The following is a 25,664-nucleotide window of genomic DNA, read 5'->3' as shown; positions in this document are numbered from 1 at the left end:
CGCCGTGCGTGCGACGCATGGCCCTGCCGGACGCCTTTCCCATGACCGCCGCTGTTGCTCCCTCCACCCGCCGCATGGCCCTGCTGCTTGCCGGCCTGGCCATGTTCGGCCCGTTCTCGATCGACACCATCTTCCCGGCCTTCCCGCAGCTGGCCCGGCGCCTGGCGGTGGACGAGGTGGCGGTGCAGCAGACCATCAGCGTCTACCTGCTGTTCTACGGCCTGATGAGCCTGGCGCACGGTCCGCTGTCCGACGCCTGGGGCCGCAAGCGGGTGATCCTCGGTGGCCTGGTGGTGTTCGTCGGCGCCTCGGTGGGCTGCGCACTGTCCACCGACCTGACCACGCTGCTGGCGTTCCGTGCGCTGCAGGGCCTGTCGGCGGGTGTCGGCATGATCGTCGGCCGCGCGGTGATCCGCGACCTGTACCACGGCCATGACGCGCAGCGGCTGATGAGCCAGGTGTCGATGCTGTTCGGCATCGCCCCGGCCATCGCGCCGATCATCGGTGGCTGGATCCTGCTCAGTGGCGCGGGGTGGCCGCTGATCTTCTGGTTCCTGGTGGTGTTCGCGCTGGTCCTGCTGGCGGCCACTGCACGCTACCTGCCCGAGACCCATCCGGTTGAAGCGCGCGTGCCGTTGTCGCCGCGCGTGCTGATGCGCGATTACGTGCGCATCGGCTTCAACCCGCGCTTCCTGCGCCTGGCGCTGGCCGGCAGCATCGGCTTTGGTGGAATCTTCCTGTACATCTCCTCGGCGCCGGTGTTCGTGATGCAGCACCTGCACCTGGGCGAGGGCGGCTTTGCGTGGCTGTTCATCCCCACCATCGGCGGCATGACCACCGGCTCGTTCCTGTCCGGGCGCATGGCCGGGCACACCACGCCCACCCGCCAGGTCTCCATTGGTTTCGGCCTGTGCGCGCTGTCGGTGCTGCTGAACGTCGGCTACGTGGTGCTGTCGCCACAGTTCGTGCTGCCATGGGCGGTACTGCCGATCTTCCTGGGTGGCATGGGCATGGCACTGATCTTCCCGATCCTGGCGCTGGCGGTGCTGGACATGTACCCGCATCAGCGCGGCCTGGCCTCGTCGCTGCAGGCCTTCGTGCAGCTGATGATCAGCACCGTGGTGGCCGGCGTGGTGTCGCCGCTGCTGAGCGGCAGCCCGCTACACCTGGCGCTGGGCCAGGCCGCGTTCTTCGGCGCAGGCTTCGTGTTCTGGTACTGGGAACACCAGCGCGAGCGTGCGGCGCAGGCAGCCTGCACGGGTCACTGAGCAGCGCGCAGGGGTAGGGCGGGCCGCGATGCCCGCAATGCTTGCGACGGGGAACAACCGGACTAGGCTGGGCACTCCAGCCAGCCGGTGCGTGGATGCACGACAGCCAGCCGATCCGATGTCGTTGCATGAGGTTTCCCCCAATGGCTGCGCAGCAGACCTACCGCCTGTTCGAGGTGGCGCTGAAGGAGCGCCGCGTTCTTTCCCCCTCTCTTGACCGCATGGTGTTCACCGGTGCCGACGTGGCGCGGATGAAGACCGAGGGCCCGGACCAGCGCATCAAGGTGTTCTTCCCCTTGCCTGGCCAGGACCTGCCGCGGGTGCCCTGCGGCGAGGACTGGTATCCGCTCTACCGGGCGCTGCCGGACGATCAGCGCCCGCCGATGCGCACCTACACCATCCGCCAGCTGCGTGCAGAGCTGGGCGAGGTCGATGTTGATTTCGTGCTGCATGGCGAGACCGGGCCGGCCTCGCGCTGGGCCATCCATGCACGCCCCGGCGACCGCGTGGTGTTGCTGGCTCCCGATGCCGACTGCGCCGACAGCAGCGAAGGTTGGGAATGGAGGCCGCCGGCCGGCGTCGGCCAGGTGCTGCTGGTGGCCGATGAAACCGCGCTACCGGCGGTGGCTGGCATTCTTGAGGAACTGGCGGCCATGGTGGATCCGCCGCGTACGCTGGCCCTGCTGGAAGTGGCGCAGGCCGGCGACGCGGTGCCGCTGAAGGCACCGGCTACCGCCGAGCTGGTCTGGCTGCCGCGCGGGCGCGCGGCGTACGGGGCGCCTCTGTTGCAGGCGGTGCAGGCGCGGCTGGCAGCCGCCTCGGGCGTGGCTGCCGGCGATGCGCCGGAGGAGATCGACGTCGATACGCAGATCCTCTGGGAACGGGCCGATGCCAGCGTGGCCGGGCCGCTGTATGCCTGGGTGGCAGGCGAGGCGGGGGCGGTGATGGCGATCCGTCGCCATCTGGTCCGCGACTGCGGGCTGGACCGCCGCGCGATCACCTTCATGGGCTACTGGCGGCACGGCAAAGTGCTGGATTGAGCGGGTGTGAAGCGGCGTGGCGGGTGGGGTGCGCTATCCTTGCGCCCCCCTCGCAGCGGTATTGCACCATGTCCACCAGCTCCAAGACCCGCCGCGACCAGCGCCGTCGCCAGGAAAAGCAGGCCGCCAACAAGGCCGCTGCCCAGGCCTCGCCGGTGGAGCCGCATGCCGAACTGCGCGACGCGCAGCGCACCCTGCTGGCCGGTGTCGTGCGCCGCGACGGCGAATGGGTGCTGGGCATGGACGGCCGTATCGCCGGCCACAGTGACTCCGCCGCACAGGTACTGGCGCTGATCATGCAGGCCGGTGAACTGCACGAGCGCAACGGTACGCCGGTGCGCCTGATGTACTCCGATGCGCTGCGCGACGCCGCGCGCGCCGAAGCGAAAGAGAAGGGCCAGACCTTCGAGGAATTCAAGGCGGAACTGGCCGCGGCGATGGCGGCGAAAAAGGACAGCTGACAGGCATTCCGGTAGAGCCGGCCGTTGGCCGGCTGCGCGCTGGGTCTTCATCGCGTGGTTGCCGGCCAGCGGCCGGCACTACCAGGAAGGGGCGGATCCTTGCGGACCCGCCCCTTTTTTCATTTCGCCGCCGGGGCGGCGTTGGCCTGCCAGCCACACATCTGGCCTTTGCTTGATTGCTGTTCCGGTAGAGCCGGCCGCTGGCCGGCTGCCTGCGGGGTCTTCATCGCGTAGTTGCCGGCCAGCGGCCGGCACTACCAGGAAGGGGCGGATCCTTGCGGACCCGCCCCTTTTTTCATTTCGCCGCCGGGGCGGCGTTGGCCTGCCAGCCACACATCTGGCCTTTGCTTGATTGCTGTTCCGGTAGAGCCGGCCGCTGGCCGGCTGCCTGCGGGGTCTTCATCGCGTATTGCCGGCCAGCGGCCGGCACTACCAGGAAGGGGCGGATCCTTGCGGACCCGCCCCTTTTTTATTTCGCCGCCGGGGCGGCGTTGGCCTGCCAGCCACACATCTGGCCTGATTGCTGTTCCGGTAGAGCCGGCCGCTGGCCGGCTGCCTGCGGGGTCTTCATCGCGTAGTTGCCGGCCAGCGGCCGGCACTACCAGGAAGGGGCGGATCCTTGCGGACCCGCCCCTTTTTTATTTCGCCGCCGGGGCGGCGTTGGCCTGCCAGCCACACATCTGGCCTTTGCTTGATTGCTGTTCCGGTAGAGCCGGCCGCTGGCCGGCTGCCTGCGGGGTCTTCATCGCGTAGTTGCCGGCCAGCGGCCGGCACTACCAGGAAGGGGCGGATCCTTGCGGACCCGCCCCTTTTTTCATTTCGCTGCCGGGGCGGCGTTGGCCTGCCAGCCACACATCTGGCCTTCGTTCTGCTGCTTCAGCCACTCGTTGACCGGAGTGAAGTACTCGATCATCGGGCCGGCATCGAGCTTGTCGGTGCCGGTCAGCTCCTTCAGCGTGGCCTGCCACGGCTGGCTGGCACCCTTGCTCAGCATCGCCCAGTACTTCTGGCCGGCTTCCTTGTTGCCGTAGAAGGTGCACTCATGCAGCGGGCCCTTGTAGCCGGCCGCATCGCACAGGCCCTTGTAGAACTGGAACTGCAGGATGCGCGCCAGGAAGTAGCGGGTGTACGGGGTGTTGCCCGGCACGTGGTACTTCGCGCCCGGATCGAAGAACTCTTCGCCACGGGTGCTGGCCGGAGCCACGCCCTGGTACTTGGCCTTCAGGTCCCACCACGCCTTGTTGTAGTTGTCGGCGGTGATCGAACCGTCGAACACGCCCCAGCGCCAGCGGTCGATCATCAGACCGAACGGCAGGAACGACACGCCCGACAGCGCCATGCGCATCTGGTTGTTGATGACCGCTTCGCGGCTTTCGGTCGGTGCATCGACCAGGCCGATCGAACTGAGGTACTTGGGCGTCATCGCCAGCACGATGGTGTCGCCGATCGCTTCATGGAAGCCATCGTTGGCACCGCCCTGGAACAGCGGCGGCAGCGGGTTGTAGGCCAGGTCGTAATAGATGTGGCCCAGCTCGTGGTAGATGGTGGTGAAGTTCTCTTCGTTCGGCTTGATGCACATCTTGGTGCGCACATCGCCTTCCATGTTCATGTCCCAGGCGCTGGCGTGGCAGACCACATCGCGGTCGTCGGGCTTGATGAACTGGGTGCGTTCCCAGTAAGACTGCGGCAGCGACGGCATGCCCAGCGACACATAGAAGTCCTGCGCGCGTTCGGTCATCTGCTTGGCGGTACGCAGTTCGGCCTCGCGCTGCGCCTTGTACTGGGCCGCCACGTTGGCGTCCTTGCCGGCCTTGGCCAGCGCCGCGCTCAGGTTGGTCTGGTACTGTTTTTCCAGCGCAGCGGTGATGTCCAGGCTGCCGGCACCCGGGTACGGTTCCAGCTGATCCCACAGGTTCGACCAGTCCTGCTGCCACATGTTGCCCAGCAGGTGCGCGGCGATCAGGCCGTTGCCCACTTCGGCCTTGTCCTTGCCGTAGGTCTTGTCCAGCTTGCCGCGTGCGTAGCAGTGCAGCTGCTCGTACATCGGCTTGACCTGTTCCCAGAGGCGGTCGGTCTCCGGGCCGATCTGTTCGGGCGGCATGTCATAACCGCTGCGCCACATCTGGCCGGCATCGGTGAAGCCCATGCCCTTGGCACCTTCGTTCACCAGGCCGACGAACTTCTGGTAGTCGCCGCGCATGCTCTTGGTGGTGCTGTGCCAGCCCTGCCAGGCGTCGAGCTGCTTGTCGTAGTCACGGCTGCGCGCCAGCACCTGCTCCAGCTCACCCAGCTGGCTGCAGGAGTTCGGATCGTTGGCGTCGGTGCAGTACTTGCCGGCACCGTAGCTGCCTTCCATGCGGGTGGCGATCTGGGTCAGCTCGGCCAGCTTGGCCGGGTCGCGCGGTGCAGGCATCGACGACATCAGCTTCAGCAGGTGGATCGCGCGCTTGCTGTCCTCGCTCATCGGCTTGCCGTCGAACTTGGCGGCCTGTTCGATCCAGCTGTTGAGCTGGGTCAGCGAACGCTCGTTGGCCTTGGCCGCGATGCGTTCCGAATCACCGTTGATGTAGGTGGAGGACAGCCACTGCGCCGAGGTCATCTCCGGGTAGGCGGCCTTGAATTCGGCATTGATGCGGGCCACGAACTGGTCGGCGGTTTCACCGGCCGGAGCGCTGCTGCTGGCGGTATCGGTGCCTGGGGCAGCTTCCTTCTTGCAGGCGGCCAGGGCCAGCGTGGCGGCGGCGATTGCCGAGGCCAGCAGGAGATGACGGTGTTTCACGGGCGGTCCTTGGGTGGTGAACGACGGCCGAAGGCTAGTGGGCAGTCGCCGCCACCGCAAGTGGCGGAAGTCGGCCGGGCGGCGCCCGGCACCCGCAGAGGCCTTCAAGCAAGGGCAAAGGCAGAAGCAACAGCAACAGCGGACTATCCGTGGTTTGGCGGGGCGGTGTCGGAGTGCGGGGACGCCGCAAGTACGTCCGTGTAGGCTTGGCAGCCGCATCCATGCGGCTGACACCCCGCCGCCCGACACCGCCCCGCCTCTGACAGATTCCGTGTGCTGTCGGTAGGTGTCGACGTTGGTCGACACATCTGTCAGATATCGACAATCAAAATGGGGTCAGATCCGTTTTCCTCCGGAAAACGGATCTGACCCCAAGATCGTTCCAACAGATCGCGGAAAACTGTCGAAGGCGGGGTGGGTCCGGTTGCGGGGGCGTGAGCCGCATGGATGCGGCGACCGAGCTTACATGGACGTACTTGCAGCGTCCCCCGCAACCGGATCCACCCCGCCACCCCTCAGGAAACCCGCTTCTGCTGTTGCTTCGGCCGTTGCCGTTGCCCCTGCAGGTGCAGGGCTGCAAGCCCTGCCGAACAACCCTCAACTCTCGCAGTTGGCGAACACGTCGCGATCGCGCTCGTACAGCGAGGTCCTCACCTGCATCAGGCCCAGCACCGACGGGAACAGGTTGTCGTGGTCGGTATACGCCGCTGAACGCTTGCGCACGCACTGCAGGTCCAGCCCACGGCTGCCGGCAAAGCCGGGCGAGAACCACATCGTCATCGGCACCCGGGTCTGCTCGGCCGGTGCGATCGCATACGGCACGCCATGCAGGAACAGGCCCTTCTCGCCCAGCGATTCACCATGGTCGGACAGGTAGATCATCGCCGTGTCGTAGTCCTGCATGCCCTGCAGCGTGCCGATGGTCTTGGTCAGGAAGTGATCGGTGTACAGCACGGCGTTGTCGTAACTATTGGTGATCTCTTCGCGCGAGCAGCGGCCGATGTCACGGGTGTCGCAGGTCGGGGTGAAGCGGCGGAACGCGGGCGGATAGCGCTCGAAATAGGCCGGGCCGTGGTTGCCCAGCTGGTGCAGCACCACCACCCGGTCGCCGGGCCTGGCCCGCACCTGGGTGGCCAGGTCCTGCAGCAGGATCTCGTCCATGCAGCGGCCATCGGCGCACAGGCCCGGTGTAGTGGCGTCGGACAATGACTGGAAGTCCAGGCCCTCGCACACGCCCTTGCAGCCGGACTGGTTGTCACGCCACAACGGCGCGATGCCGGCGCGGTTCAATACGTGCAGCAGCGACTGGTGGGCGCGGATTCTCTTCTCGTCGTAGTCGTGGCGGCCCCATGGCGAGAACAGGCACGGCAGCGAAACCTCGGTGCTGGTGCCGCACGAATGCATGTCCGGGAAATTGATCACGCTGGCCTGCGCCAGTTCCGGGGTGGTGTTGCGGCCACCGTTGAGGCCCCAGTTCTGCGCACGCACGGTCTCGCCCATGACGATCACCAGCAGGCGCGGCTTGCTGGCCGGCGCTCGCGGAGTGGCCTTGGCGTCGGTGCCGATCGGCAGCTTCGGTGCGCGCTGCACCGGGTTGTCGCCACGCAGCGCACGCGGCATGCCCAGCAGCACGTTGGCCGGGGTGGCGAGGTAACGCACCTCGCGCTGGTTGCGCATCAGTGCTGAAACATCCTGGAACGAGATCAACGCGCCGCCGACGGCGGTCACTGCCGCCACCGCCAGGAAGCCCAGCCGCCACAGCAGGCTGCGGCCCCAGCTGCGGCGACGCAGCTGCACGCGCCACAACACCGCCATCGGCAACACGGCCAGCAACAGTACCGGCCACAGCAGCGACACGGTCATCAGCTCGCGGCTTTCCTTGGGGTCCGTCGCCAGCACGTTGCGCAGCATGTCCGCATCCAGGTAGATGTGGTAGCGGCTCATGTAGTGCGCGGCGAATGCGGTCACCAGCAGCAACAGGCTGATCACCACCTTGGCGTTCCAGCGCCAGACCAGGATGCCCAGCAGCACGCCGTGAGCACCCAGCAGCAACAGCAGCAGCGAAAGCGCGTAGCGCAGGCTGCCCGGATGGCTGGCCATCGCGCTGTGCCAGAACAGGCCATTGCCGGCTACCGCGAAGAACAGGCTGGTCAGTGCGATCAGCGCTTCGGTGGACAGCTGCGGCCGCCAGTTGCGGAGACCTGCGAGAGCGGGGAGGCGGGCGGTGCGATGGACCGATGCGCTCATGCGTTTGCCTCTTGGCGGTTGGCATGGTTCAGTTGACGGTGTGTCAGGACGCGCTTGACGATCAGATAGAGGCCGAGCGAAAGCAGCCAGCAGATCAATGCAGTGGCGACGTCATGCGAAAGGAAATGCGCACCGCGCAGCTGCTGGCTGATGCCGAACACCAAACCGGCGCCGAGGCCGATCCACAACCCGGCCCAGCGCCACGACGGGCGCCATAGCAGGGCGAAATAGTAAAGGCACAGCCAGGCGTAGCCGGCACTGGCGTGCCCGGCCGGGAAGCAGGCCTGCGCGGCCATGCCAGCGGGGCGTGCGGTGAAAAGCCCGATAAATGGCTGGTGGCCGCCGTAGCGCAGCAAGTCCCAGGGGCATTCCATCGGCACCAGTGACTTCAGCAGGGAGATCACGCCGGTGCCCAGCGCCAGGGCAATTACGACATAAAGCAGCGCCCACCGCAGGGTGTGATCGCGTCCTTTACGCCAGTGGTGGAAGCACAGCAGGATCGCGACCAAGGCCGCTGACGTGCTCAGCCATTTGCCGGCCTTGTGCACCACCGTGCGGGTGATCCAGGCGTCCTGTAGCACCCAGCGGCTGCCCTCAAGGCGGAACAGGTGATCGGCCACCCACTGGTCGCCGCCGAACCCCATCAGCAACGTAAACAGAGGCAGACCGATTGCGACAGGCAGCCAAAAGTGAGTTACGGCGAATCTTGACGCCAGTGGCGATGTCGCAAGCGGCGCGATCGAATCAAGGGGACGAACGGGCATGCTGAGGGAAGGCGGGTTCGGGAATCCGCAGTCATGCTCGTCACCTGCATGTCGGAGAAGGGTCGGACGCTCGTTCGCGCCGGGTTAATGATTTCCCCGGCACGAGTCAACGTTCAGTCTTCTTCGGCGGTCGAGCCGGCCCGTTCGGCGTGGCATTGCGGGTCCCAGGCCGTACCGGGAAGCAGTTGCCAACGATTCCTGTTGGCAACACCGATATCGATCACCTTGGCCGGATCCACGCAGGGACTCATCGCCTCGTCCAGCACCAGCAGCCAGCGCTTGTCCGGCGCCTCGCCCACCCATGGGCCGGCGTCGTGCCACTGCTCGGCCCAGGGGCGCTTGAAGCCGAACTCGCGTACCGGGCGGTCAGCCTGCAGCAGGTTCTGCTCGCGCCAGGCGACCAGCGCCAGTTCGGCGTCCGGACCGATCCGCGCGCCGACGCGGCGCATCAGCGCCGATGCCGATGCGTAGGGATCCAGTGCCGGGATCAGCACCAGGCCGTAGAGCATCCACAGCATGCCGTGCGTCAACAGCACCAGTGTCGTGGCGCGGCGCACCCGCAACCAGACGACCAACGTGGCCAGCGCGATGGCGAAGGTCAGCAGGCCATCACCCAGCACCGGCAGCAGCGTATCGGGCATGGCCCGGCGTTCCAGTTGCGCCAAGGCCCACGGGTGCTCGGTCAGCAGCATCACGCCGAGCACGCCGGTGGCCAGCATCAGCACCACGCTGTAGCCGAACAGATAGCGGCGCACGCACAGCCGGCGCAGCAGGCCCGGCAACAACGGCGCAACCGCCAGTGCCATCGCAGGCAGCATCGGCAGCACATAGACCTCGCGCTTGCCCGGGCTGGCACTGAAGAACACCAGCACCAGCAGCGCCCAGCCCAGCAGCAGCCACTGCCGGCGGTCGCCCCGGCGGATGCGGCGCCACCAAGGCTTGAACAGCAGCGGCAGCAGCAGGCTGCCCGGCAGCCACAGGGTCAGGATCACCTGCAGGTAGTACCAGGCCGGTTGGCGATGGTGCCAGGCGTTGGCATAGCGGGTACCGGTCTGCTTGAACAACAGTTCATGCGCGTAGGCCTGCAGTTCGGCGCTGGGCGTGTGCAGCAGGGCCCAGCCCAGCGGGGCAAGCCACACCGACACGCCCAGCAGGAAGGCCGGGATCAGCCACAGCAGTGTTGCCGGGTGGGGGCCGTCCACGCTGCGCCCGCGGCGACGCTGGTACAGCCACCAGCCGAACCACGGCAGGACCATCAGCAGCGGTAGGAAACCCACGCCTTTGGTCACCGTGCCGAGGCCAGCGGCGAAACCCGCCAGCCACAAGGCAGCCAGGTTGCGGCGTTCGCACAGGTGGCGCATCAAGCCCCACAAGGCCACCGTGGTCATGCCGACCAGCACCATGTCGATCTGCGCGCGCTTGGCCATCAGGCCAAACTGAAGGGTGCAGAACAGCGCCGCCAGGGCGTACAGGGAATGCCGCGGTGACCACAGTCGGCGTGCCAGATCCGACACCAACCACAGGCTGAGCAGGGCGCCCAGCAGCGACGGCAGCAGGAACGACCACTGCCAGCTGCCGACGATCTCATAGGCCGCCGCCTGCAGCCACATGAAGACCGGCGGCTTCTCCGCATACAGCTCCACGCCCCGGTGCGGCAGCAGCCATTGCCCACTCTCGACCATGGTGCGGGCCGCCAGCACGAAGCGCGGCTCGTCCGGTGGCTGCGGCTGCCGAAGGCCGATCCCCGCTGCCAGCGCAGCAACGATCAACAGCCACAACAGGGGCAGGCGCCAACGGCGGGGCAGGGCTACGGGCACGGCAGGCTCCGGGAGCAAAACGGCCATTCTGAGGTGGCGGGGGTTGGAAAAGCGTCAGAGGAGGCCGCGACGACCGCATTCCGACATGGGCAGCGCTACCATGGTACGAACTTCCGTGGATGTTTCGTGCATGCGTCTGTTGGTGATCGAGGACAACCGCCAGCTGGTGGCCAACCTGTTCGACTACTTCGAGTCGCGCGGGCACGTGCTCGACGTGGCGCCGGACGGCATCACCGGCCTGCACCTGGCCGGCAGCCATCCCTACGACGCGGTGATCCTGGACTGGATGTTGCCGCGCATGGAGGGGCCGGAGGTGCTGCGTCGCCTGCGCGCCGAGCACGCTTCGGAAGTGCCGGTGATCATGCTGACCGCGCGCGACGAACTGCCGGACAAGATCACCGGATTCCGCGCGGGTGCCGACGATTACCTGACCAAGCCGTTCGCCCTGCCCGAGCTGGAAGTTCGGCTGGAGGCGCTGCTGCTGCGTGCGCAGGGCCGGAACCCGCGCAAGCGCCTGCAGGTGGGCGACCTGGTGCTGGACCTGGCGACCCTCGAAGCCCAGCGGGGTGGCCAGGTGCTCCACCTCTACCCGGCCTGCCGCAAGCTGCTGGAGGTGCTGATGCGCGCCAGCCCCGGTGCGGTCACCCGCCAACAGCTGGAGTTCGCCCTGTGGGGCGACGAGCCACCGGATGGTGACCTGCTGCGCTCGCATGTCTACGAGCTGCGCCGCAGCGTCGACGGTCCGTTTGCCGACAAGCTGATCCACACCCTGCCGCGGGTTGGTTACCGCCTTGCGGTGACCGCGGCCGCCGATGCAGGCAAGGATGATGATGAAGGCGCGTAGGCCGGGCCCGCTGTACCGGCGCGTGGTGTGGTGGTTGCTGGGCTACCTGGCCCTGCTGTCGATCGCCGTGTTCAGCGTCGGCAACTACGTGCACGAACACGCCGAACATGCCGCCTGGCGCGCGCTGCTCAACTCCGAACTGGACAGCATCGTCGAGCACGTCGAGCATGAACCGCACTATCGCTGGCAGGATTCGGACACGCTCAGCCTGTACCGCTTCGATGCAGTCAACCTGCCTGACAGCCTGCGTACGCTGCATCCCGGCCTTCACGACGGAGTGATGATCAAAGGCCGGGAGACGGCGGTGATGGTGCGCGAGACCCGGTCCATGGGGCGTGTCGCGCTGGCGCTGGACATTTCCGACTTCCATGACCTGGAGCAGTTCGCCACGCGCTGGGTGATGCTGGCCGGGGTGATCATGATCTTCGTCACCGTGCTGATGGCGTCCTTCGGTATGGAGCGCATGGTGCGCCCGTTGAGCCTGCTGGCCCAGCACATCGGCGCATTGCGGCCGGGCGTTCAGGGCCAGCGCATCGAGGTCGACCCGCGCGGCAGTTCCGAGCTGCACACCATCGCCGATGCGCTGAACGACTACCTGGACCGCAACGAGCAGTTCGTCGAGCGTGAGCGGGTCTTCATCAGTACCGCCAGCCACGAACTGCGCACGCCGATCGCAGTGATGACCGGTGCAGCCGAGCTGGCGCTGGAGCAACCGGGCCTGCCCGAACGTGCCCGCCAGCAGATGCAGCGGGTCCTGCGCACGGCACAGAGCGTGGAGCAGCTGATCGAGCTGCTGCTGGTGCTGGCGCGTGATCCTGCGCGCCTGGCCGCGCGTGCCGAGCGCATCGCGCTGGACCAGCTGCTGCCGGAGATCGTCGACGACCATCGACACCTGCTCGGCGACAAGGACCTGAGCATCGGTATCCAGGCCGCGCCGGTGGATATCGTCGCGCCGCTGGCGGTGGTGCAGGCGGCGATCGGCAACCTGCTGCGCAATGCCATCGAAAACAGCGGCCGCGGCCATATCGAGCTGCAGCTGAGTCCGTCGGCGGTACTGACCCTGCAGGACCCCGGGCACGGGATGAGCCCGGAGGAGATCGCGGCGATCCACGCGCGCATGGCCCGCGGCGAGCGTGCCGATCGTGGCAGTGGCAGTGGCATCGGCCTGGACCTGATCGCGCGGCTGTGCGAGCACCTGGGCTGGACGCTGCAGCTGCAGCCCTGCCAACCGCGCGGGACGCGTGTCACCCTGGACTTCGGCGCTTCGCGCCCCGCCTGATCGGATGGCCGACCTGCTCCGCGCTGCGGCATGACCCGGCGTGAAGACAATGTTAATCTCGACCCGCGCCGCTTTACGCGGCGCTTTTTTTTCCCGCTCCTTCGATCGACAGAGGATCCCATGCCGACCGAACCCGCTACTGCCCTGATCAGCAACGATATCGTTGGACTGGGCCTGATTGCCGCCACCCTGGCCCTGATCTTCTGGGCCGCCAGTGGTCCGACCCCGCTGTTGAAGAAGATCTTCGCCTGGGTGCCGGCACTGCTGCTGTGCTACTTCATCCCCGCCATCTACAACACCGCCGGTGTCATCGATGGCCACAACACCTCGCTGTACAACCCGGTCGCGCGTGACGTGCTGCTGCCGGCCGCGCTGGTACTGCTGACCCTGTCGATCGACCTCAAGGGCGTCATCAAGCTGGGGCCGAAGCTGTTGCTCGTGTTCTGTGCCGGTACCGCCGGCATCATGCTCGGCGCCATCGTCTCGTTCCAGCTGATGAAGCTGATCCATCCGGAAACGGTGGCCGGTGATACCTGGGCCGGCATGGCCGCGCTGGCCGGCAGCTGGATCGGTGGCGGCGCCAACATGGTCGCCATGCGCGAAGTGTTCGGCACCGACGCCACCACCTTCGGCCAGTTCGCCGTGGTCGACGTGGCCTGCGCCAGCCTGTGGATGGCGATCCTGCTGTTCCTGGCCAACCGCGCGCAGCAGATCGATACCCGCAACGGGGCCGACACCCGCGCCATCGACGAGATGAAGGCACGCATCAGCGCCTACGAGGCACAGAACGCGCGCATTCCCAGCATGACCGACCTGATGGTGATCGTCGGCGTGGCACTGGGTGGCGTCGGCCTGGCCCACGCCATCGCCGCACCGCTGTCGGGCTGGTTCAAGACCAACGTCAGCTGGGCCAGCCAGTTCAGCCTGGACAGCCAGTTCGTGTGGGTGATCCTGCTGTCCACGGCGATGGGCCTGGGCCTCAGCTTCACCCGTGCGCGCCGGCTGGAAGCCGCAGGCGCTTCGCGGTTGGGCACCGTGTTCCTGTACTTCCTGATCGCCTGCATCGGCATGCAGATGAACCTGTTGTCGCTGCTGGATCGGCCGTGGCTGTTCCTGCTCGGCGCGATCTGGATGGCCACGCACGTGCTGGTGCTGTGGGGGGTGGCCAAGCTGCTGCGCGCGCCGCTGTTCTTCTTCGCGATCGGTTCGCAGGGCAACATCGGCGCAGCCGCTTCGGCCCCCGTGGTGGCTGCGGCGTTCCATCCGACGCTGGCTCCGGTGGGCGTGCTGCTGGGCACGGTGGGCTATGCCACCGGCACCGGGCTGGCCTATGTCACTGGCCTGATCCTGAAGTGGATGGCCAACGGCTGAGTCCGGGCCATCCCGGCGTCAGGCTTCCGTAGATCCACACCACGTGTGGATGCATTTCAGAGAAGGGGTCAGATCCGTTTCCCGGAGGAAACGGATCTGACCCCGGACACCATTCGATCAGCGGCGGTCTTCATCCACGCATGGCGTGGATCTACCGAAGGCCGCTGCAGCGCTATCGAACCCGAGCATCAACAGCAGCGGCCACCGTTGCGTCCGCCGTAGCGCGCTTCCTGGCGCTCGCGGAAGAACGTCTTGTAGTCCATCGGCTCCTGGTCCGGATGCTTTTCCAGCATATGCCGGACGTAGTTGTCGTAATCAGGAATGCCACAGCACAGGCGTGCGGTCTGCACCAGGCGCCGCCAGATGCGGCGGTGCGCCTGGTACTGGCCGGCGGGAACCAGTTGCGTACTCATCACAGATCCACCATTTCATGCGGCTTCAGCGCCACGTAGGGGGTCTCGCGGTCGCTGCGCTGCGGATTGCGGCGTGCCGCGAGAATGGTCTTGATCGAATACACCAGCACTGCGCCCACGACCAGCAGGAACAGCGCGGTCAGGCCGGTGTTGACGTAGGCATTGACCACGATCTGCTTCATCTGCGCCACCGACTTGGCCGGTGCGGTGATCGTGTCGCTGGCGAGCGCGGCCTGGAACTTGTGTGCCTGTGCCAGGAAACCCTGCGCCGGGTTGCTGTCGAAGATCTTGATGAAGCCGGCATAGGTGGTGCAGATCAGCAGCCACACCGCCGGTACCGCAGTGACCCACGCATAGCGGTCGCGCTTCATCTTGAACAGCACTACCGTGCCCAGCATCAGCGCGATACCGGCCAGCATCTGGTTGGAGATGCCGAACAGCGGCCACAGGGTCTGGATGCCGCCGAACGGATCGACCACACCGGTGTAGAGCAGGTAGCCCCACAGCGCCACGCAGCCGGCGGTACCGATGATGTTGGCGGTCCACGACTCGGTCTTCTTCAGCGCCGGGACGAAGTTGCCCAGCAGGTCCTGCAGCATGAAGCGTCCGGCACGGGTTCCGGCGTCCACTGCGGTCAGGATGAACAATGCTTCGAACAGGATCGCGAAGTGGTACCAGAACGCCATCATCGCGTCGCTGCCACTGGGGATCGCTTCGTGCAGGATCTGCGCGATGCCGACCGCCAGGGTTGGCGCACCACCTGCACGATGCAGGATGGTCGGCTCGCCGATTGCCGCCGCGGTCGCGGTCAGCTGTTCGGGCGTGATGGTGAAGCCCCAGGTGTTGGTGATGTAGTGCGCCGCCGACGCAGCATCGGCGCCGATCACCGCCGCCGGGCTGTTCATCGCGAAGTAGATGCCCGGATCGATGATCGAGGCCGCGACCAGCGCCATCACCGCCACGAACGATTCCATCAGCATGCCGCCGTAGCCGATGTAGCGCATGTGCGCCTCATTGGCCAGCAGCTTCGGCGTGGTGCCGGAGGAAATCAGCGCATGGAAACCAGAGACCGCACCGCAGGCGATGGTGATGAACAGGAACGGGAACATGCCGCCCTTCCACACCGGGCCGTCGCCACTGGCGGCGAACTGGGTCAGCGCCGGCATCTTCAGTTCCGGCATCACGATCAGGATGCCGACGGCCAGCGCGATGATCGTGCCGATCTTGAGGAAGGTCGACAGGTAGTCGCGCGGGGCCAGCAACAGCCACACCGGCAGCACCGATGCGACGAAGCCGTAGCCGATCAGCATCCAGGTGATCTGGGTGCCGGTGAAAGTGAACGCCGGGCCCCACACCGGGTCGGCGGCGACCTTGCCGCCGTACCAGATCGCGGCCAGCAGCAGGATCAGGCCGACCACCGAGATCTCGCCGATCTTGCCGGGGCGGATATAGCGCATGTACACGCCCATCAGGATGGCGATAGGCATCGTCGCGATCACCGTGAACATGCCCCACGGGCTTTCGGCCAGCGCCTTGACCACCACCATCGCCAGCACCGCCAGGATGATGATCATGATCAGGAACGCACCGAACAACGCGATGGTGCCCGGTACCTGGCCCATCTCTTCTCTTACCAGGTCGCCCAGCGAACGGCCGTTGCGACGGCTGGACAGGAACAGCACCATGAAGTCCTGCACCGCACCGGCCAGCACTACGCCCACCACCAGCCACAGCAGCCCAGGCAGGTAGCCCATCTGCGCGGCCAGGACCGGGCCGACCAGCGGGCCGGCGCCGGCGATGGCGGCGAAGTGGTGGCCGAACAATACGTGCTTGTTGGTCGGCACGTAGTCCAGGCCATCGTTGTTGATCACCGCCGGCGTGGCCCGGGTCGGATCCAGCTGCATCACCTTGTTGGCGATGAACAGGCTGTAGAAGCGGTAGGCCACCAGGTACAGCGAAACCGCGGCGACGACGATCCACAGCGCATTGATGTGTTCGCCGCGGCGCAGGGCCACGGTGCCCAGACAGAAGGCGCCGAGCAGGGCGAGGGCCGCCCAGCCTATTTTGGAAAACCCTTTCATGAGGTGCTCTCTCCCGGAAAGACAGTCAAAGAGTCCCGCGTGCCCTCGACAGGGTCAATTGGCACAGGACGAATCGGCGGTAGTACTTTGGTCGTACGCTTGTTGTGCTGACGTGCAGCGAACATCAGGGATGGAACAATCGGTTGCGGCGCCGTCCATTGGCGTGTGGCCGTGCGGCGTCCATCTTCAGTGGCATCCATCCAACAGGAGTCGCCATGAGCTTTCCCGAACCGGTCCGCGTGCTGCGGACCATCCGCGGCATGCCCACCTCCGACGGTGCCGGCGTGCGCCTGACCCGCGTCATCGGTGGCCCGACGCTGCCCGACCTCGATCCGTTCCTGCTGCTCGATGAATTCGGCACCGACCGCGCCGAGGACTACATCGCCGGTTTCCCGGAGCATCCGCACCGCGGTTTCGAGACCGTCACCTACATGCTCGACGGACGCATGCGGCATCGCGACAACCATGGCAACGAAGGCCTGCTGACCCCGGGCAGCGTGCAGTGGATGACCGCTGGCCGCGGCCTGGTGCACTCGGAGATGCCCGAGCAGGAAAGCGGGCAGATGCGTGGCTTCCAGCTGTGGGTGAACCTGCCGGCGAAGGAGAAGATGACCGAGCCGAAGTACCAGGAGTTCGCGCCTGAGCGGATTCCCGTGGTGCACCCGGAAGCGGGCGTGGAGGTGAAGGTGATTGCCGGCAGCGTGGACGGTACCGATGGCCCGATCGTGCAACCGGCCACCGACCCGCTCTACCTCGACATCACGCTGGCGCCCGACCGTGCCTGGACCTATGCGCTGCCGGAAGGGCACAACGCCTTTGCGTACGTGTTCGAAGGTGGCGTGACCGTGGGTGAGCAGGACGCCGCGCGCGACGTCGCTCGCCAGGAACTGGCGGTGCTGGGCGGCGGCGAGCAGTTGCACGTCTCGGCCGGCAATGAAGGCGCGCGCCTGATCCTGGTGGCCGGCCGTCCGCTGCGCGAACCGGTGATGCGCCACGGGCCGTTCGTGATGAACACGCGACAGGAACTGATGCAGGCCTTCGTCGATTTCCAGGAAGGCAGGTTCTGACGTAATGCCGGCCGCTGGCCGGCAACTGCCTCGCGTAGAGGCGGATCGGGGTGCCGGCCAGCGGCCGGCACTACCGTCGGATCGGGTCGCGCTGCGGGGATGCTGCCAGGCAGTCATCCCCGTCATCCTCAGCGGCCGGCGGCCACGGCCGACGGGGTCAGGCTCATGCCCTGCGCCAGCTGTTGCAGTGACCCCAGCTCCTGAGCGCTGTCCGGATACAGCGAAATCTGCGCGTATCGCCCTTTGTCGAGCTTGACCACGCTGATGCGCCGTTCGGCATACCCCGGCGGTTGCTGGCCGCCCAGGTCGGGCTGGTACCAGTACAGCGATTCGCCGCCGAAGCTGCCTTTTTCCTGGCGCAGCGAGCGGTTCAGCGGAATGGACGGATCACGCGCGCTGAGCATCAGGCTCAGCACTTCGCGGCCATCAGGGGTGCTGGCGCGGCAGACCAGGAAATCGGCCTGCACCTGCTGCTGCCACTGCAGACCGCTGCTGGCCGGCAGCGAAGGACATTCGGACGGCGCCTGCGCGGCGGCCTGGGCCGCAGCGAAAAGCAGGCTCGACAACATGACAGGCACGAACTTCATGCATCCCCCAAGGTGATGAATTGGTTGGCTTCGCCAGCAGAGCCGGCGACCATGGCATCCCATCCCCGGACGCCACCCCGCCCGCATGTGCACGGACGGTCAACTCAACCTTAACGGAACGTGAGCAATCGCACAATTCGCGGTTGCAAGCGCAACCATTGCGGCCGAGGGTCGGCCGCAATGGTTGCTGCGGGGATCAGCGGTCGTTGCCGATCCACTTGTAGATCAGGCCGCCGATCGCGCCGCCCAGCAACGGGGCGACCCAGAACAGCCACAACTGGCTGACCGCACCGCTGCCGGCGAAAAAGGCCACGGCCGTGGAGCGGGCCGGGTTCACCGAGGTGTTGGTGACCGGGATGCTGATCAGGTGGATCAGGGTCAGCGACAGGCCGATCGCCAGCGGGGCGAACCCGGCCGGTGCCTTGCCGTGGGTGGAACCCATGATCACGATCAGGAACACCGCCGTCAGCACCACTTCGCACAGGAAGGCCGCCGCCACGCTGTAGCCGCCGGGCGACAGCGCGCCATAGCCATTGCTGGCGAACGCTCCGGCCTGGCTGCCATCGATGGCGAAGCCGCTGGCGCCGGAGGCGATCTGCAGCAGGATGAAGCCGGCCAGCAGGCCGCCCGCAACCTGGGCGATGATGTACGGCACCAGGTCCTTGGTCGGGAAGCGGCCGCCAGCCCACAGGCCGACGCTGACCGCCGGATTGAAGTGCGCACCGGAGATATGGCCGAACGCATAGGCGCCGGTGACCACGGTCAGGCCGAAGGCGAGCGCCACGCCGAGGAAGCCGATACCCAGCGGATTGCCGTCACCACCGAACTTGGCGGCCAGCACTGCACTGCCACAGCCCCCCAGAACCAGCCAGAACGTGCCGAGGAACTCGGCGCACAAGCGTTTACCCATGCTCATGTGTTGCACTCCTTTGACGGTCGAAAGTGTGATTTATGTCACATTTCAATGATCAGCGGGTGACTGTAGCGTCAACGCCGGGTGCAGGAATACACCCTCGGATGTGTGCAACACGCGATGCTCAGTACTGCGGCAGCGGGATGAACTCCTTGTCGTCGCCGGGGATGGTGCCGAAGCGGCCGGCCTCCCAATCGTGCTTGGCCTGCTCGATACGCTCCTTCGAGCTGGACACGAAGTTCCACCAGAGGTGGCGCGGGCCATCCAGCGGCTCGCCACCGAACAGCATCGCCTTCACCGGTGTCTTCGCGCGCAGGCGGCCGCGTGCGCCGGCTTCGGGGATGACCAGGTGCTGCGCGGGGATGTCCACGCCATCCAACTGCGCGTCGCCTTCAAGGATGTACAACGCGCGCTCGCGGTGGCCGTCGTCGATGTCGATTTCCGCGTCCGGGTCCAGATCGATCGCCACATTGAGCGTATCGGCGAACACTTTCACCGGCGATTCCTCGCCATAGGCGCGGCCAGCGATCACCCGCAGCCAGGCACCCTTGCGGCGCTGCTCGGGCAGGGTAGCAGCGGCATGGTGATAGAACGCCGGCTCGATTTCCTCGTGCGACTTCGGCAGCGCGACCCAGGTCTGCATGCCGTGGATCGGGTTGTCATGGTCGCGGTCCGATTGTGGCGTGCGTTCGGAATGGGCGATGCCGCGGCCGGCGGTCATCCAGTTGACGTCACCGGGGCGAATCACCTGATCGGAGCCCAGCGTGTCGCGGTGGCCGATGGCGCCCGACCACAGATAGGTGACCGTGGCCAGGCCGATATGCGGATGCGGGCGCACGTCAATGGCGGTACCGGGGTGCATCAGTGCCGGGCCCATCTGGTCGACGAACACGAATGAGCCGATGCTGCGGGCCTGCAGGGTGGGGACGGCGCGGCGGACTTCGAGGCCGCCGATGTCGTGCACGCGCGGGGCGATGATGGTGGTCATGCGGGCGTTCTCGCTGGCAGGGATCAGGCGGTCAGCATCGCATGCAGCTGTGACGGGGGCATTCCCCGTATGGGTAACAGGTTGTTCCAGCCAACGGCGCAGCCCCTCGTGGCTGTGGGGGTGGTCGCTGAAGGCGGAAGCAAGATCAAAAGCCGCGCTTGGCCGGGCGGGTGGGTTGCGCAGGACACGCCGTAAACCCGTCCATGGGGGCTCGATGGCGCCATCCATGGCGCCAACGGTCCTGCGCAACCCACCCGCCCGACCTCTGACAGTTTCCGTGTGCGTCCAGCCACGGAGAAGAAAAAAGAAAATCAAAATCAAACGCGGGTCGCTTCGCTCCTGGTGTCGACCAAGGTCGACACCCACCAGTTCGTAATGATCCGTGCCGAACAAGGTCGACACCTACAGCCATCGCAGTTCACCCACCGTCACCGGGAAACTGTCAGGGGTGGGGCGGTGTCGGGTTGCGGGGTGTCTGATCTGGCCCCCCGTCAGCGGACGCCAAGAAGCGATACTTTGATCGCACTTGGAGGCCCCTTATGTCCCGTATCACCCGTCGTAGCTACACCGATGAGTTCAAGCACCAAGCCGTGGAGCTGGCCGAGTCGCTCGGGCCGGCCGCAGCGGCCCGTCAGCTGGAGATGTCGGTCAAGACGCTGGCAAATTGGCTTGACGCGGTCCGTGCTGGCCGGTCGTTGACCTCTGAGGCTCGCAGGCCAGCCACCGACCTGGAAAGCGAGATCAGCCGCCTTCGGGCCGAGAACGCCAATCTGAAGATGGAGCGGGAAATCCTAAAAAAAGCGGCGGCGTTCTTTGCCAGAGAGTCCAAGTGAGGTACGCCTTCGTCGCCAGTCAAAGGACTCACTACCCGACCAGGTTGTTGTGTCGGGTTCTTGGGGTTTCTGTCTCTGGATTCCATGACTACCTGCGCCGGCAGTGTGCCCAAACGTGCGATGTCGATTCGGCCCTCCGTACCGAGCTTCGGGCCATTCATGTGACCAGCAAGCGCAGTTATGGGCGACGTCGGCTGGTCAGGGCTTTACGAGCCAGGAATCATCCAGTCGGCCACAAGCGCGTGGCACGGTTAATGGCCGAGGAGCGAATCCAGGGCAAGACCAAAGGCCGATTCCGACCCCAATCCTCTGGCGGCTCATCTCAGCTCGCTCCCAACCTGCTGGATCGGCAATTTGCCCCCGGAACCGGACCGACGGCGTGGGTCGGGGATATCACGTATGTCCCCACCCGCCAGGGATGGCTGCATCTGGCCGTGGTCATCAGCGTCCAGACCCGGCAGGTGCTGGGCTACAGCGTTTCCAAGCGTCTGACTGAAGAGCTGGTGGTGAAAGCATTTGCCAATGCTTGGGCTCTGCATCCACAACGACCCGGCCTGATCTTCCATTCAGATCGTGGTGGGCAGTACTGGGGAAACGAGTTTCGCCAGCTGCTGCAGTCCCATGGCGTGGTCCAAAGCATGAGCCGGCCTGGCAATTGCTGGGACAACGCAGTGGCCGAGAGCTTCTTTGCGACGTTCAAGACAGAAGAGGCTGCCGAGCCTTACGCCAGTAGGGAACAAGCCAGCCAGTCCATCGCTGCTTACATCCACGGCTTCTATAATCCAGCCCGGCTACACTCGGCGCTGGGCTACCACTCGCCTAACAACTATGCCCGGCAGCTCCGGGCTGCCGCCTGAAACGGCTTCATGGCGTCCGTTTTCAGGGGGCCAGATCAGTCCGCGGCATGGATGCCGCGGCCAAGCCCCCAAGGACGGGTTTACGGCGTCCCCGCAACCCGACACCGCCCCGCCCAACAAACAGAAAAGCCAGAGCCGCTTTGGCTCTGGCTTCTGCTGTGGAACTTGACGTTGCCTCTGCGGGTGCCGGGCCGCAGGCCCGGCCGATGAACTCAGACCACCGGTTCGCGCAGGACGGGGTTGTCCCAGCCCGGGCGCGGGGCGAAACGGTCGCCGTGGCGCTGCTGCAGCGCCTTCAGTCGCTCGACGATCGCATCGGCACCGACTGCACGGATGTGCTGGATCGGACCGCCGCGGAACGGGGCGAAACCGGTGCCGAAGATCACGCCGGCATCCAGCAGGTCCGCATCGGCCACCACGCCTTCGTGCAGGCACGCCACTGCCTCGTTCAACAGCGGCAGGATCAGGCGGTCTTCCAGGTCGGCAGGGGCCTGGTAGTCGCTGACCACGTCCGGCTTCTTCGGCTTGCCGTTTTCCCAGGTGTAGATGCCCTGGCCATCCTTCTTGCCACGCTTGTCCGGTTCCACCGTCTGCAGCGCGGCCGGAATCTGCAGGCCCAGGAACGGCGCCAGTTCGCGGCCGACACCGGCGGCCACGTCTAGGCCGACGGTATCGATCAGTTCGATCGGGCCCATCGGCATGCCGAACTTCACTGCGGCCTTGTCGATCACCGGGCCCGGGATGCCTTCGGCGTAGGCGGTGGCGGCTTCCAGCATGTACGGGAACAGCACGCGGTTGACCAGGAAACCCGGGCTGCCGGCCACCGGCACCGGGAACTTGCCCAGCGCCTTGCAGAACGCGGCCAGGCGGCGCTCGGTCTCCGGCGCCATGCCATCGTGGTGGATGATTTCCACCAGCGGCATCTGCGCTACCGGATTGAAGTAGTGCAGGCCGGCGAACTGCGCCGGGCGCTGGATGTGATCGCGCAGTTCCACCAGTGGGATCGACGAGGTATTGGTGGTCAGCAGAGCATCCTGCTTCATCTTCGGTTCCAGCGTCTGGTACAGCGCACGCTTGGCTTCCGGGTTCTCGATGATCGCCTCGATCACCAGATCCGCTTCGGCAACCCCATTGCCTTCCAGGTCGGCACGCAGGCGTGCGGCCACGGCGGGGCGCTTGCTCTCGTCGCGCACCTTCTTGACGAACAGCGCCTGCGCGCGTTCCATGGCCGGGTCGATGAAGCGCTGCTCGCGGTCCTGCAGGGTCACCTCGAAGCCCTTGTAAGCGGCCCACGCGGCGATGTCGCCGCCCATCACGCCGGCGCCGACCACGTGCACGTGACGGATGCCGGAATCACCACCGCCCAGGCCCTTCAGTCGCTCGGTGAGGAAGAAGATACGGATCAGGTTGCGCGCGGTCGGTGTACTGGCCAGCTTCACCACGGCGCGCCGCTCGGCGTCCAGACGCGCCTGGATCGGCTTGCCGCCACTGCGTTGCCAGGTGCTGATCAGCGCGTACGGTGCCGGGTACTGGTCCTTCTTCGCCTTGCGTGCGACCTGCTTGACCATCTGCGGCGCCAGCAGCCGGCGTGCCAGCCAGGTGTTGGTGGCCCATGCCGTCGCGCGCTGCTTGAACGGGCGGGTGGTGCCGGACAGGGCCAGCGCGACGGCGGTGTCGAGCACCACCGCCGGCGCCACCACCTTGTCGACCAGGCCGATGCCACGCGCGGCCGAGGCCGACAGGGTACGGCCGGTCAACATCATGTCCATCGCTGCGGGAGCGCCCACCAACTGCGGCAGGCGGGCGCTGCCGCCCCAGCCCGGGAAGATGCCCAGCTGGGTTTCCGGCAGGCCGATGCGGGTGCTGCTGTCGTTGGAGGCCACGCGGTAGCGGCAGGCCAGCGCCAGTTCGGTGCCGCCTCCCAGGCAGTGGCCGTGGATCGCCGCCACGGTGGGGCAGGGCAGCTCGGCCAGCTTCTGATAGGTGGCCTGGCCACGACGGATCGCGTCGTTGACGGTGCCGCGACGGTCGAATTCCTGGAACTCCTTCAGGTCGGCGCCGGCAATGAAGCCGGCCTTCTTCAGCGACTGGACCACCACGCCCCTGGGTGGGTCCAGCGCGATGCGCTCAAGCAGGTCGCCCAGCTCCAGCAGCACGTCCTGCGACATCGCGTTGACGCTGCTGTCCTGACGATCCAGGGAGAGAACCACCACGCCGTCGTCGCGGATCTCGGGGTGCCAGTGGCTGAAGCGGAGACCATCGAAGCCTGAAAGCATGGACGTTCCATCCGGTTGTGTATGGAGAAGCGGCTATGATCCAGAGGTTGTTTCCCTCGCGTCAAATCCCAATAGCAGGGGAGTGGCGCCCCCGGATCCATGGCCATGGACCGGGACGCTAACGGAACGGTGGTTAAAAGCTGGTGCGGCGCCAGGTGATCGGCGACTGAACTTTTCCCGGGATTGGCAGTCTCATTGCCCGACGTCGGTTGGGCTGACAGGAGTGCGGCCCCTCATGGCCGAGGTTGATACACCACAGGAGCTGGATCTGGAACTGGTCCGGCGCGTGCAGCACGGCGAGAGTGCCGCCTTCGATGTCCTGGTGCGCAAGTACCAGCATCGGGTGGTGGCCCTGGTCGGTCGCTACATCGCCGACTGGAGCGAATGTCAGGACGTCGCCCAGGACACTTTCATCCGTGCCTACCGCGCGATCGGGAGTTTCCGTGGCGATGCCCAGTTCTCAACCTGGTTGCATCGAATCGCCGTGAATACCGCCAAGAACTACCTGGCTTCACACAATCGACGGCCGCCGACCGATGACATCGACATCGGCGATGCCGAACAGTTCGACAGTGGTACGCGCCTGCGTGACACCGACACGCCCGAACGCGAGTTGATGCGCCAGGAGCTGGAACAGACGGTGATGAGGGCCGTCAACGCGCTGCCGGAAGAACTCCGGTCAGCGATCACCCTGCGCGAGGTGGAAGGCCTGAGCTACGAGGATATCGCGCAGAAGATGGGGTGCCCGATCGGCACGGTGCGTTCACGGATCTTCCGGGCGCGCGAGGCGATCGACACCGAACTCCGGCCGCTGCTGGACATCGGCAGCGCCACCCGTGAGAAGAGCCGCGTATGACCAGTAACCCGTTCAACGAATCGCAGAACCATCAATCGCCCGCCGGGCAGCGCCTGGACCAGCGCCATCGCGAGCAGCTGTCGGCCTTGGTCGATGGCGAGCTGGGCGCCGATGAAGCGCGTTTCCTGCTGCGCCGGATGGAGCACGACCCCGAGCTGGCCGGTTGCCAGGAGCGCTGGCAGCTGCTGGGCGACGTGATGCGCGGGCAGGCGTCGGCACTGGCTCCGGCCGGGTTCAGCGCCGCCGTGGCTGCCGCCATCGCGGCCGAGCCGACGCCGCAGGCCGAGCCGCGTCGCCAGGTGCGTCGCAGTGGCTGGCGGGCCTGGGGCGGCGGCGCGGCTCTGGCCGCATCGGTTGCTGCGGTCGCCCTGTTCATGGGGGGCGAGAAGCTGAAGGAGGCCACTCCCGGCGAGCCATTGGCCCCCCAGGTGATCGCCAGCCAGGCGGAACTGCCGCTGGCGCCGACCTCGCCGGCCCCGGTGACCGAAGCATCGGTGGATACCGCCGCGATGGCCGTGGCGGCGGCGCCGGCTGTGGCGATGGCCGCTTCCAGCCGTCGCCAGGACGCCCGCCGCGCCAGTGCAACCCGCAGCCAGCAGGCCGCGCGTGCCGCCCAGCGCGATGACGCTCCGCAGCGCGCCATCGCCGCCGTGCAGGCACCGTTGGCCCCGACCGTACCGGTCAACGCCAACCGCAACCTGCCATTCGGTGAGGTCAGCGGGCTGCAGGCCCGGCCGTGGCCGCGCTCCAGCCTGGCGCCGACCGCAGGCGGCGCGCTCAATGCCAGTTTCCCGGCCCGCGCCGGCGGTGCCGCGTTCTACCCGTTCGAGCCGCGCCTGCAGGACGACCTGCCGGTGCCGCCGCGCCCGCGCGACTGAGCCGGGCGCCTTCACGCCCCGCCGTCGGCGGGGCCCGTATTCCTC

21 protein-coding genes are annotated in these 25,664 nt (G+C 66.6%); 11 read left to right on the top strand and 10 right to left on the bottom strand.

All coding sequences use genetic code 11. The features are described from left to right. Positions 1 to 41: 41 nt before the first annotated feature. The 3 genes from ACMGRF_RS12915 to ACMGRF_RS12905 all read left to right on the top strand — a co-directional run bounded on the left by ACMGRF_RS12915 (position 42) and on the right by ACMGRF_RS12905 (position 2,769). Positions 42 to 1,268 carry a multidrug effflux MFS transporter gene (locus tag ACMGRF_RS12915; protein WP_049411817.1) on the top strand — a complete coding sequence of 409 codons (1,227 nt, stop codon included), beginning with the start codon at positions 42 to 44 and terminating at the stop codon, positions 1,266 to 1,268. A gap of 143 nt (positions 1,269 to 1,411) precedes the next feature. Then, positions 1,412 to 2,308 (top strand): siderophore-interacting protein, encoded by an 897-nt coding sequence (locus tag ACMGRF_RS12910; RefSeq protein ID WP_414485921.1) that lies wholly within the window; start codon positions 1,412 to 1,414, stop codon positions 2,306 to 2,308. A 68-nt stretch (positions 2,309 to 2,376) separates the two neighbouring features. Beyond that, the gene (locus tag ACMGRF_RS12905) at positions 2,377 to 2,769 is read left to right on the top strand and encodes a hypothetical protein (RefSeq protein WP_049411811.1); all 393 of its coding nucleotides are present in this window, start codon (positions 2,377 to 2,379) and stop codon (positions 2,767 to 2,769) included. Positions 2,770 to 3,583: 814 nt separating this feature from the next. Here ACMGRF_RS12905 and ACMGRF_RS12900 read toward each other — a convergent pair. The 4 genes from ACMGRF_RS12900 to ACMGRF_RS12885 form a co-directional block, all read right to left on the bottom strand. Beyond that, complete coding sequence (locus ACMGRF_RS12900; RefSeq protein WP_414485259.1) at positions 3,584 to 5,548, bottom strand: M2 family metallopeptidase; 1,965 nt, start codon at positions 5,546 to 5,548, stop codon at positions 3,584 to 3,586. 597 nt (positions 5,549 to 6,145) lie between these two features. After that, positions 6,146 to 7,795, bottom strand: coding sequence for a phosphoethanolamine transferase (locus ACMGRF_RS12895; protein WP_099487545.1), 1,650 nt, complete (start codon positions 7,793 to 7,795; stop codon positions 6,146 to 6,148). Next, on the bottom strand, positions 7,792 to 8,559 hold the full coding sequence (locus tag ACMGRF_RS12890) for a phosphatase PAP2 family protein (RefSeq protein WP_049414679.1): 768 nt from the start codon (positions 8,557 to 8,559) through the stop codon (positions 7,792 to 7,794). The genes ACMGRF_RS12895 and ACMGRF_RS12890 overlap by 4 nt, the downstream gene beginning before the upstream one ends. A gap of 113 nt (positions 8,560 to 8,672) precedes the next feature. After that, the gene (locus ACMGRF_RS12885) at positions 8,673 to 10,376 is read right to left on the bottom strand and encodes an ArnT family glycosyltransferase (RefSeq protein WP_049414680.1); all 1,704 of its coding nucleotides are present in this window, start codon (positions 10,374 to 10,376) and stop codon (positions 8,673 to 8,675) included. A 130-nt stretch (positions 10,377 to 10,506) separates the two neighbouring features. Between ACMGRF_RS12885 and ACMGRF_RS12880 the strand changes: the two genes are divergently transcribed. From ACMGRF_RS12880 to ACMGRF_RS12870, 3 genes are all read left to right on the top strand, one after another. After that, positions 10,507 to 11,220 (top strand): response regulator transcription factor, encoded by a 714-nt coding sequence (locus ACMGRF_RS12880; protein WP_049414681.1) that lies wholly within the window; start codon positions 10,507 to 10,509, stop codon positions 11,218 to 11,220. Then, positions 11,207 to 12,499, top strand: coding sequence for a sensor histidine kinase (locus ACMGRF_RS12875; RefSeq protein WP_049414682.1), 1,293 nt, complete (start codon positions 11,207 to 11,209; stop codon positions 12,497 to 12,499). Before ACMGRF_RS12880 ends, ACMGRF_RS12875 begins: the two co-directional genes overlap by 14 nt. Positions 12,500 to 12,619: 120 nt before the next feature. Continuing rightward, on the top strand, positions 12,620 to 13,870 hold the full coding sequence (locus tag ACMGRF_RS12870) for a DUF819 domain-containing protein (protein ID WP_049414684.1): 1,251 nt from the start codon (positions 12,620 to 12,622) through the stop codon (positions 13,868 to 13,870). A gap of 188 nt (positions 13,871 to 14,058) precedes the next feature. Here ACMGRF_RS12870 and ACMGRF_RS12865 read toward each other — a convergent pair whose 3' ends face one another. After that, positions 14,059 to 14,283, bottom strand: a complete 225-nt coding sequence (locus tag ACMGRF_RS12865) for a YbdD/YjiX family protein (RefSeq protein ID WP_005410613.1) — start codon at positions 14,281 to 14,283, stop codon at positions 14,059 to 14,061. Next, positions 14,283 to 16,364 (bottom strand): carbon starvation CstA family protein, encoded by a 2,082-nt coding sequence (locus ACMGRF_RS12860; protein WP_049414685.1) that lies wholly within the window; start codon positions 16,362 to 16,364, stop codon positions 14,283 to 14,285. The genes ACMGRF_RS12865 and ACMGRF_RS12860 overlap by 1 nt, the downstream gene beginning before the upstream one ends. Before the next feature lie 215 nt (positions 16,365 to 16,579). Here ACMGRF_RS12860 and ACMGRF_RS12855 point away from each other — a divergent pair, with 215 nt between their 5' ends. Then, positions 16,580 to 17,431, top strand: coding sequence for a pirin family protein (locus tag ACMGRF_RS12855; RefSeq protein ID WP_049414686.1), 852 nt, complete (start codon positions 16,580 to 16,582; stop codon positions 17,429 to 17,431). A gap of 128 nt (positions 17,432 to 17,559) precedes the next feature. Here the strand turns inward: ACMGRF_RS12855 and ACMGRF_RS12850 are convergent, their stop codons facing one another. The 3 genes from ACMGRF_RS12850 to ACMGRF_RS12840 form a co-directional block, all read right to left on the bottom strand. After that, positions 17,560 to 18,018 carry a hypothetical protein gene (locus tag ACMGRF_RS12850; RefSeq protein WP_049414687.1) on the bottom strand — a complete coding sequence of 153 codons (459 nt, stop codon included), beginning with the start codon at positions 18,016 to 18,018 and terminating at the stop codon, positions 17,560 to 17,562. 196 nt (positions 18,019 to 18,214) lie between these two features. Next, on the bottom strand, positions 18,215 to 18,934 hold the full coding sequence (gene aqpZ, locus ACMGRF_RS12845; RefSeq protein ID WP_049414689.1) for an aquaporin Z: 720 nt from the start codon (positions 18,932 to 18,934) through the stop codon (positions 18,215 to 18,217). Between the two features lie 121 nt (positions 18,935 to 19,055). Further along, positions 19,056 to 19,919 (bottom strand): pirin family protein, encoded by an 864-nt coding sequence (locus ACMGRF_RS12840; protein ID WP_005418267.1) that lies wholly within the window; start codon positions 19,917 to 19,919, stop codon positions 19,056 to 19,058. Between the two features lie 539 nt (positions 19,920 to 20,458). On the opposite strand from ACMGRF_RS12840, the gene ACMGRF_RS12835 reads away from it, so the two are divergent. Together ACMGRF_RS12835 and ACMGRF_RS12830 are read left to right on the top strand one after the other, a co-directional pair. Beyond that, positions 20,459 to 20,752 carry a transposase gene (locus ACMGRF_RS12835; RefSeq protein ID WP_006388655.1) on the top strand — a complete coding sequence of 98 codons (294 nt, stop codon included), beginning with the start codon at positions 20,459 to 20,461 and terminating at the stop codon, positions 20,750 to 20,752. After that, entirely contained in the window at positions 20,749 to 21,609 is an 861-nt protein-coding gene (locus ACMGRF_RS12830) for an IS3 family transposase (protein ID WP_099485319.1), read from the top strand. The genes ACMGRF_RS12835 and ACMGRF_RS12830 overlap by 4 nt, the downstream gene beginning before the upstream one ends. Before the next feature lie 212 nt (positions 21,610 to 21,821). On the opposite strand, the gene ACMGRF_RS12825 is transcribed toward ACMGRF_RS12830, so the two are convergent. After that, positions 21,822 to 23,885: a 3-hydroxyacyl-CoA dehydrogenase NAD-binding domain-containing protein gene (locus ACMGRF_RS12825; protein ID WP_414485258.1), complete on the bottom strand. Its 2,064-nt coding sequence runs from the start codon at positions 23,883 to 23,885 to the stop codon at positions 21,822 to 21,824. Between the two features lie 235 nt (positions 23,886 to 24,120). Here ACMGRF_RS12825 and rpoE point away from each other — a divergent pair, with 235 nt between their 5' ends. Both rpoE and ACMGRF_RS12815 read left to right on the top strand, forming a co-directional pair. After that, positions 24,121 to 24,741, top strand: a complete 621-nt coding sequence (gene rpoE / locus ACMGRF_RS12820) for an RNA polymerase sigma factor RpoE (protein WP_049416254.1) — start codon at positions 24,121 to 24,123, stop codon at positions 24,739 to 24,741. Beyond that, a complete protein-coding gene (locus tag ACMGRF_RS12815; RefSeq protein WP_414485257.1) occupies positions 24,738 to 25,619 on the top strand; it encodes a sigma-E factor negative regulatory protein in 882 nt (293 codons plus the stop codon). Before rpoE ends, ACMGRF_RS12815 begins: the two co-directional genes overlap by 4 nt. The last annotated feature ends 45 nt before the right edge of the window (positions 25,620 to 25,664 follow it).

Origin of the sequence: Stenotrophomonas sp. EMP41 (assembly GCF_047495535.1) — a bacterium.
In the GTDB taxonomy this organism is placed as follows: domain Bacteria; phylum Pseudomonadota; class Gammaproteobacteria; order Xanthomonadales; family Xanthomonadaceae; genus Stenotrophomonas; species Stenotrophomonas sepilia.
The sequence above is the reverse complement of the archived record's forward strand: the minus strand, read 5'-3'. Positions and strand labels throughout refer to the sequence as shown.

What these genes read in the sequence shown, in the direction of transcription:
- ACMGRF_RS12915 (WP_049411817.1), top strand. Translation starts at nt 42, where the DNA reads ATGACCGCCGCTGTTGCTCCCTCCACCCGCCGCATGGCCCTGCTGCTT.
- ACMGRF_RS12910 (WP_414485921.1), top strand. Translation starts at nt 1,412, where the DNA reads ATGGCTGCGCAGCAGACCTACCGCCTGTTCGAGGTGGCGCTGAAGGAG.
- ACMGRF_RS12905 (WP_049411811.1), top strand. Translation starts at nt 2,377, where the DNA reads ATGTCCACCAGCTCCAAGACCCGCCGCGACCAGCGCCGTCGCCAGGAA.
- ACMGRF_RS12895 (WP_099487545.1), bottom strand. Translation starts at nt 7,795, where the DNA reads ATGAGCGCATCGGTCCATCGCACCGCCCGCCTCCCCGCTCTCGCAGGT.
- ACMGRF_RS12890 (WP_049414679.1), bottom strand. Translation starts at nt 8,559, where the DNA reads ATGCCCGTTCGTCCCCTTGATTCGATCGCGCCGCTTGCGACATCGCCA.
- ACMGRF_RS12880 (WP_049414681.1), top strand. Translation starts at nt 10,507, where the DNA reads ATGCGTCTGTTGGTGATCGAGGACAACCGCCAGCTGGTGGCCAACCTG.
- ACMGRF_RS12875 (WP_049414682.1), top strand. Translation starts at nt 11,207, where the DNA reads ATGAAGGCGCGTAGGCCGGGCCCGCTGTACCGGCGCGTGGTGTGGTGG.
- ACMGRF_RS12870 (WP_049414684.1), top strand. Translation starts at nt 12,620, where the DNA reads ATGCCGACCGAACCCGCTACTGCCCTGATCAGCAACGATATCGTTGGA.
- ACMGRF_RS12865 (WP_005410613.1), bottom strand. Translation starts at nt 14,283, where the DNA reads ATGAGTACGCAACTGGTTCCCGCCGGCCAGTACCAGGCGCACCGCCGC.
- ACMGRF_RS12860 (WP_049414685.1), bottom strand. Translation starts at nt 16,364, where the DNA reads ATGAAAGGGTTTTCCAAAATAGGCTGGGCGGCCCTCGCCCTGCTCGGC.
- ACMGRF_RS12855 (WP_049414686.1), top strand. Translation starts at nt 16,580, where the DNA reads ATGAGCTTTCCCGAACCGGTCCGCGTGCTGCGGACCATCCGCGGCATG.
- ACMGRF_RS12850 (WP_049414687.1), bottom strand. Translation starts at nt 18,018, where the DNA reads ATGAAGTTCGTGCCTGTCATGTTGTCGAGCCTGCTTTTCGCTGCGGCC.
- aqpZ (WP_049414689.1), bottom strand. Translation starts at nt 18,934, where the DNA reads ATGAGCATGGGTAAACGCTTGTGCGCCGAGTTCCTCGGCACGTTCTGG.
- ACMGRF_RS12840 (WP_005418267.1), bottom strand. Translation starts at nt 19,919, where the DNA reads ATGACCACCATCATCGCCCCGCGCGTGCACGACATCGGCGGCCTCGAA.
- ACMGRF_RS12835 (WP_006388655.1), top strand. Translation starts at nt 20,459, where the DNA reads ATGTCCCGTATCACCCGTCGTAGCTACACCGATGAGTTCAAGCACCAA.
- ACMGRF_RS12825 (WP_414485258.1), bottom strand. Translation starts at nt 23,885, where the DNA reads ATGCTTTCAGGCTTCGATGGTCTCCGCTTCAGCCACTGGCACCCCGAG.
- rpoE (WP_049416254.1), top strand. Translation starts at nt 24,121, where the DNA reads ATGGCCGAGGTTGATACACCACAGGAGCTGGATCTGGAACTGGTCCGG.
- ACMGRF_RS12815 (WP_414485257.1), top strand. Translation starts at nt 24,738, where the DNA reads ATGACCAGTAACCCGTTCAACGAATCGCAGAACCATCAATCGCCCGCC.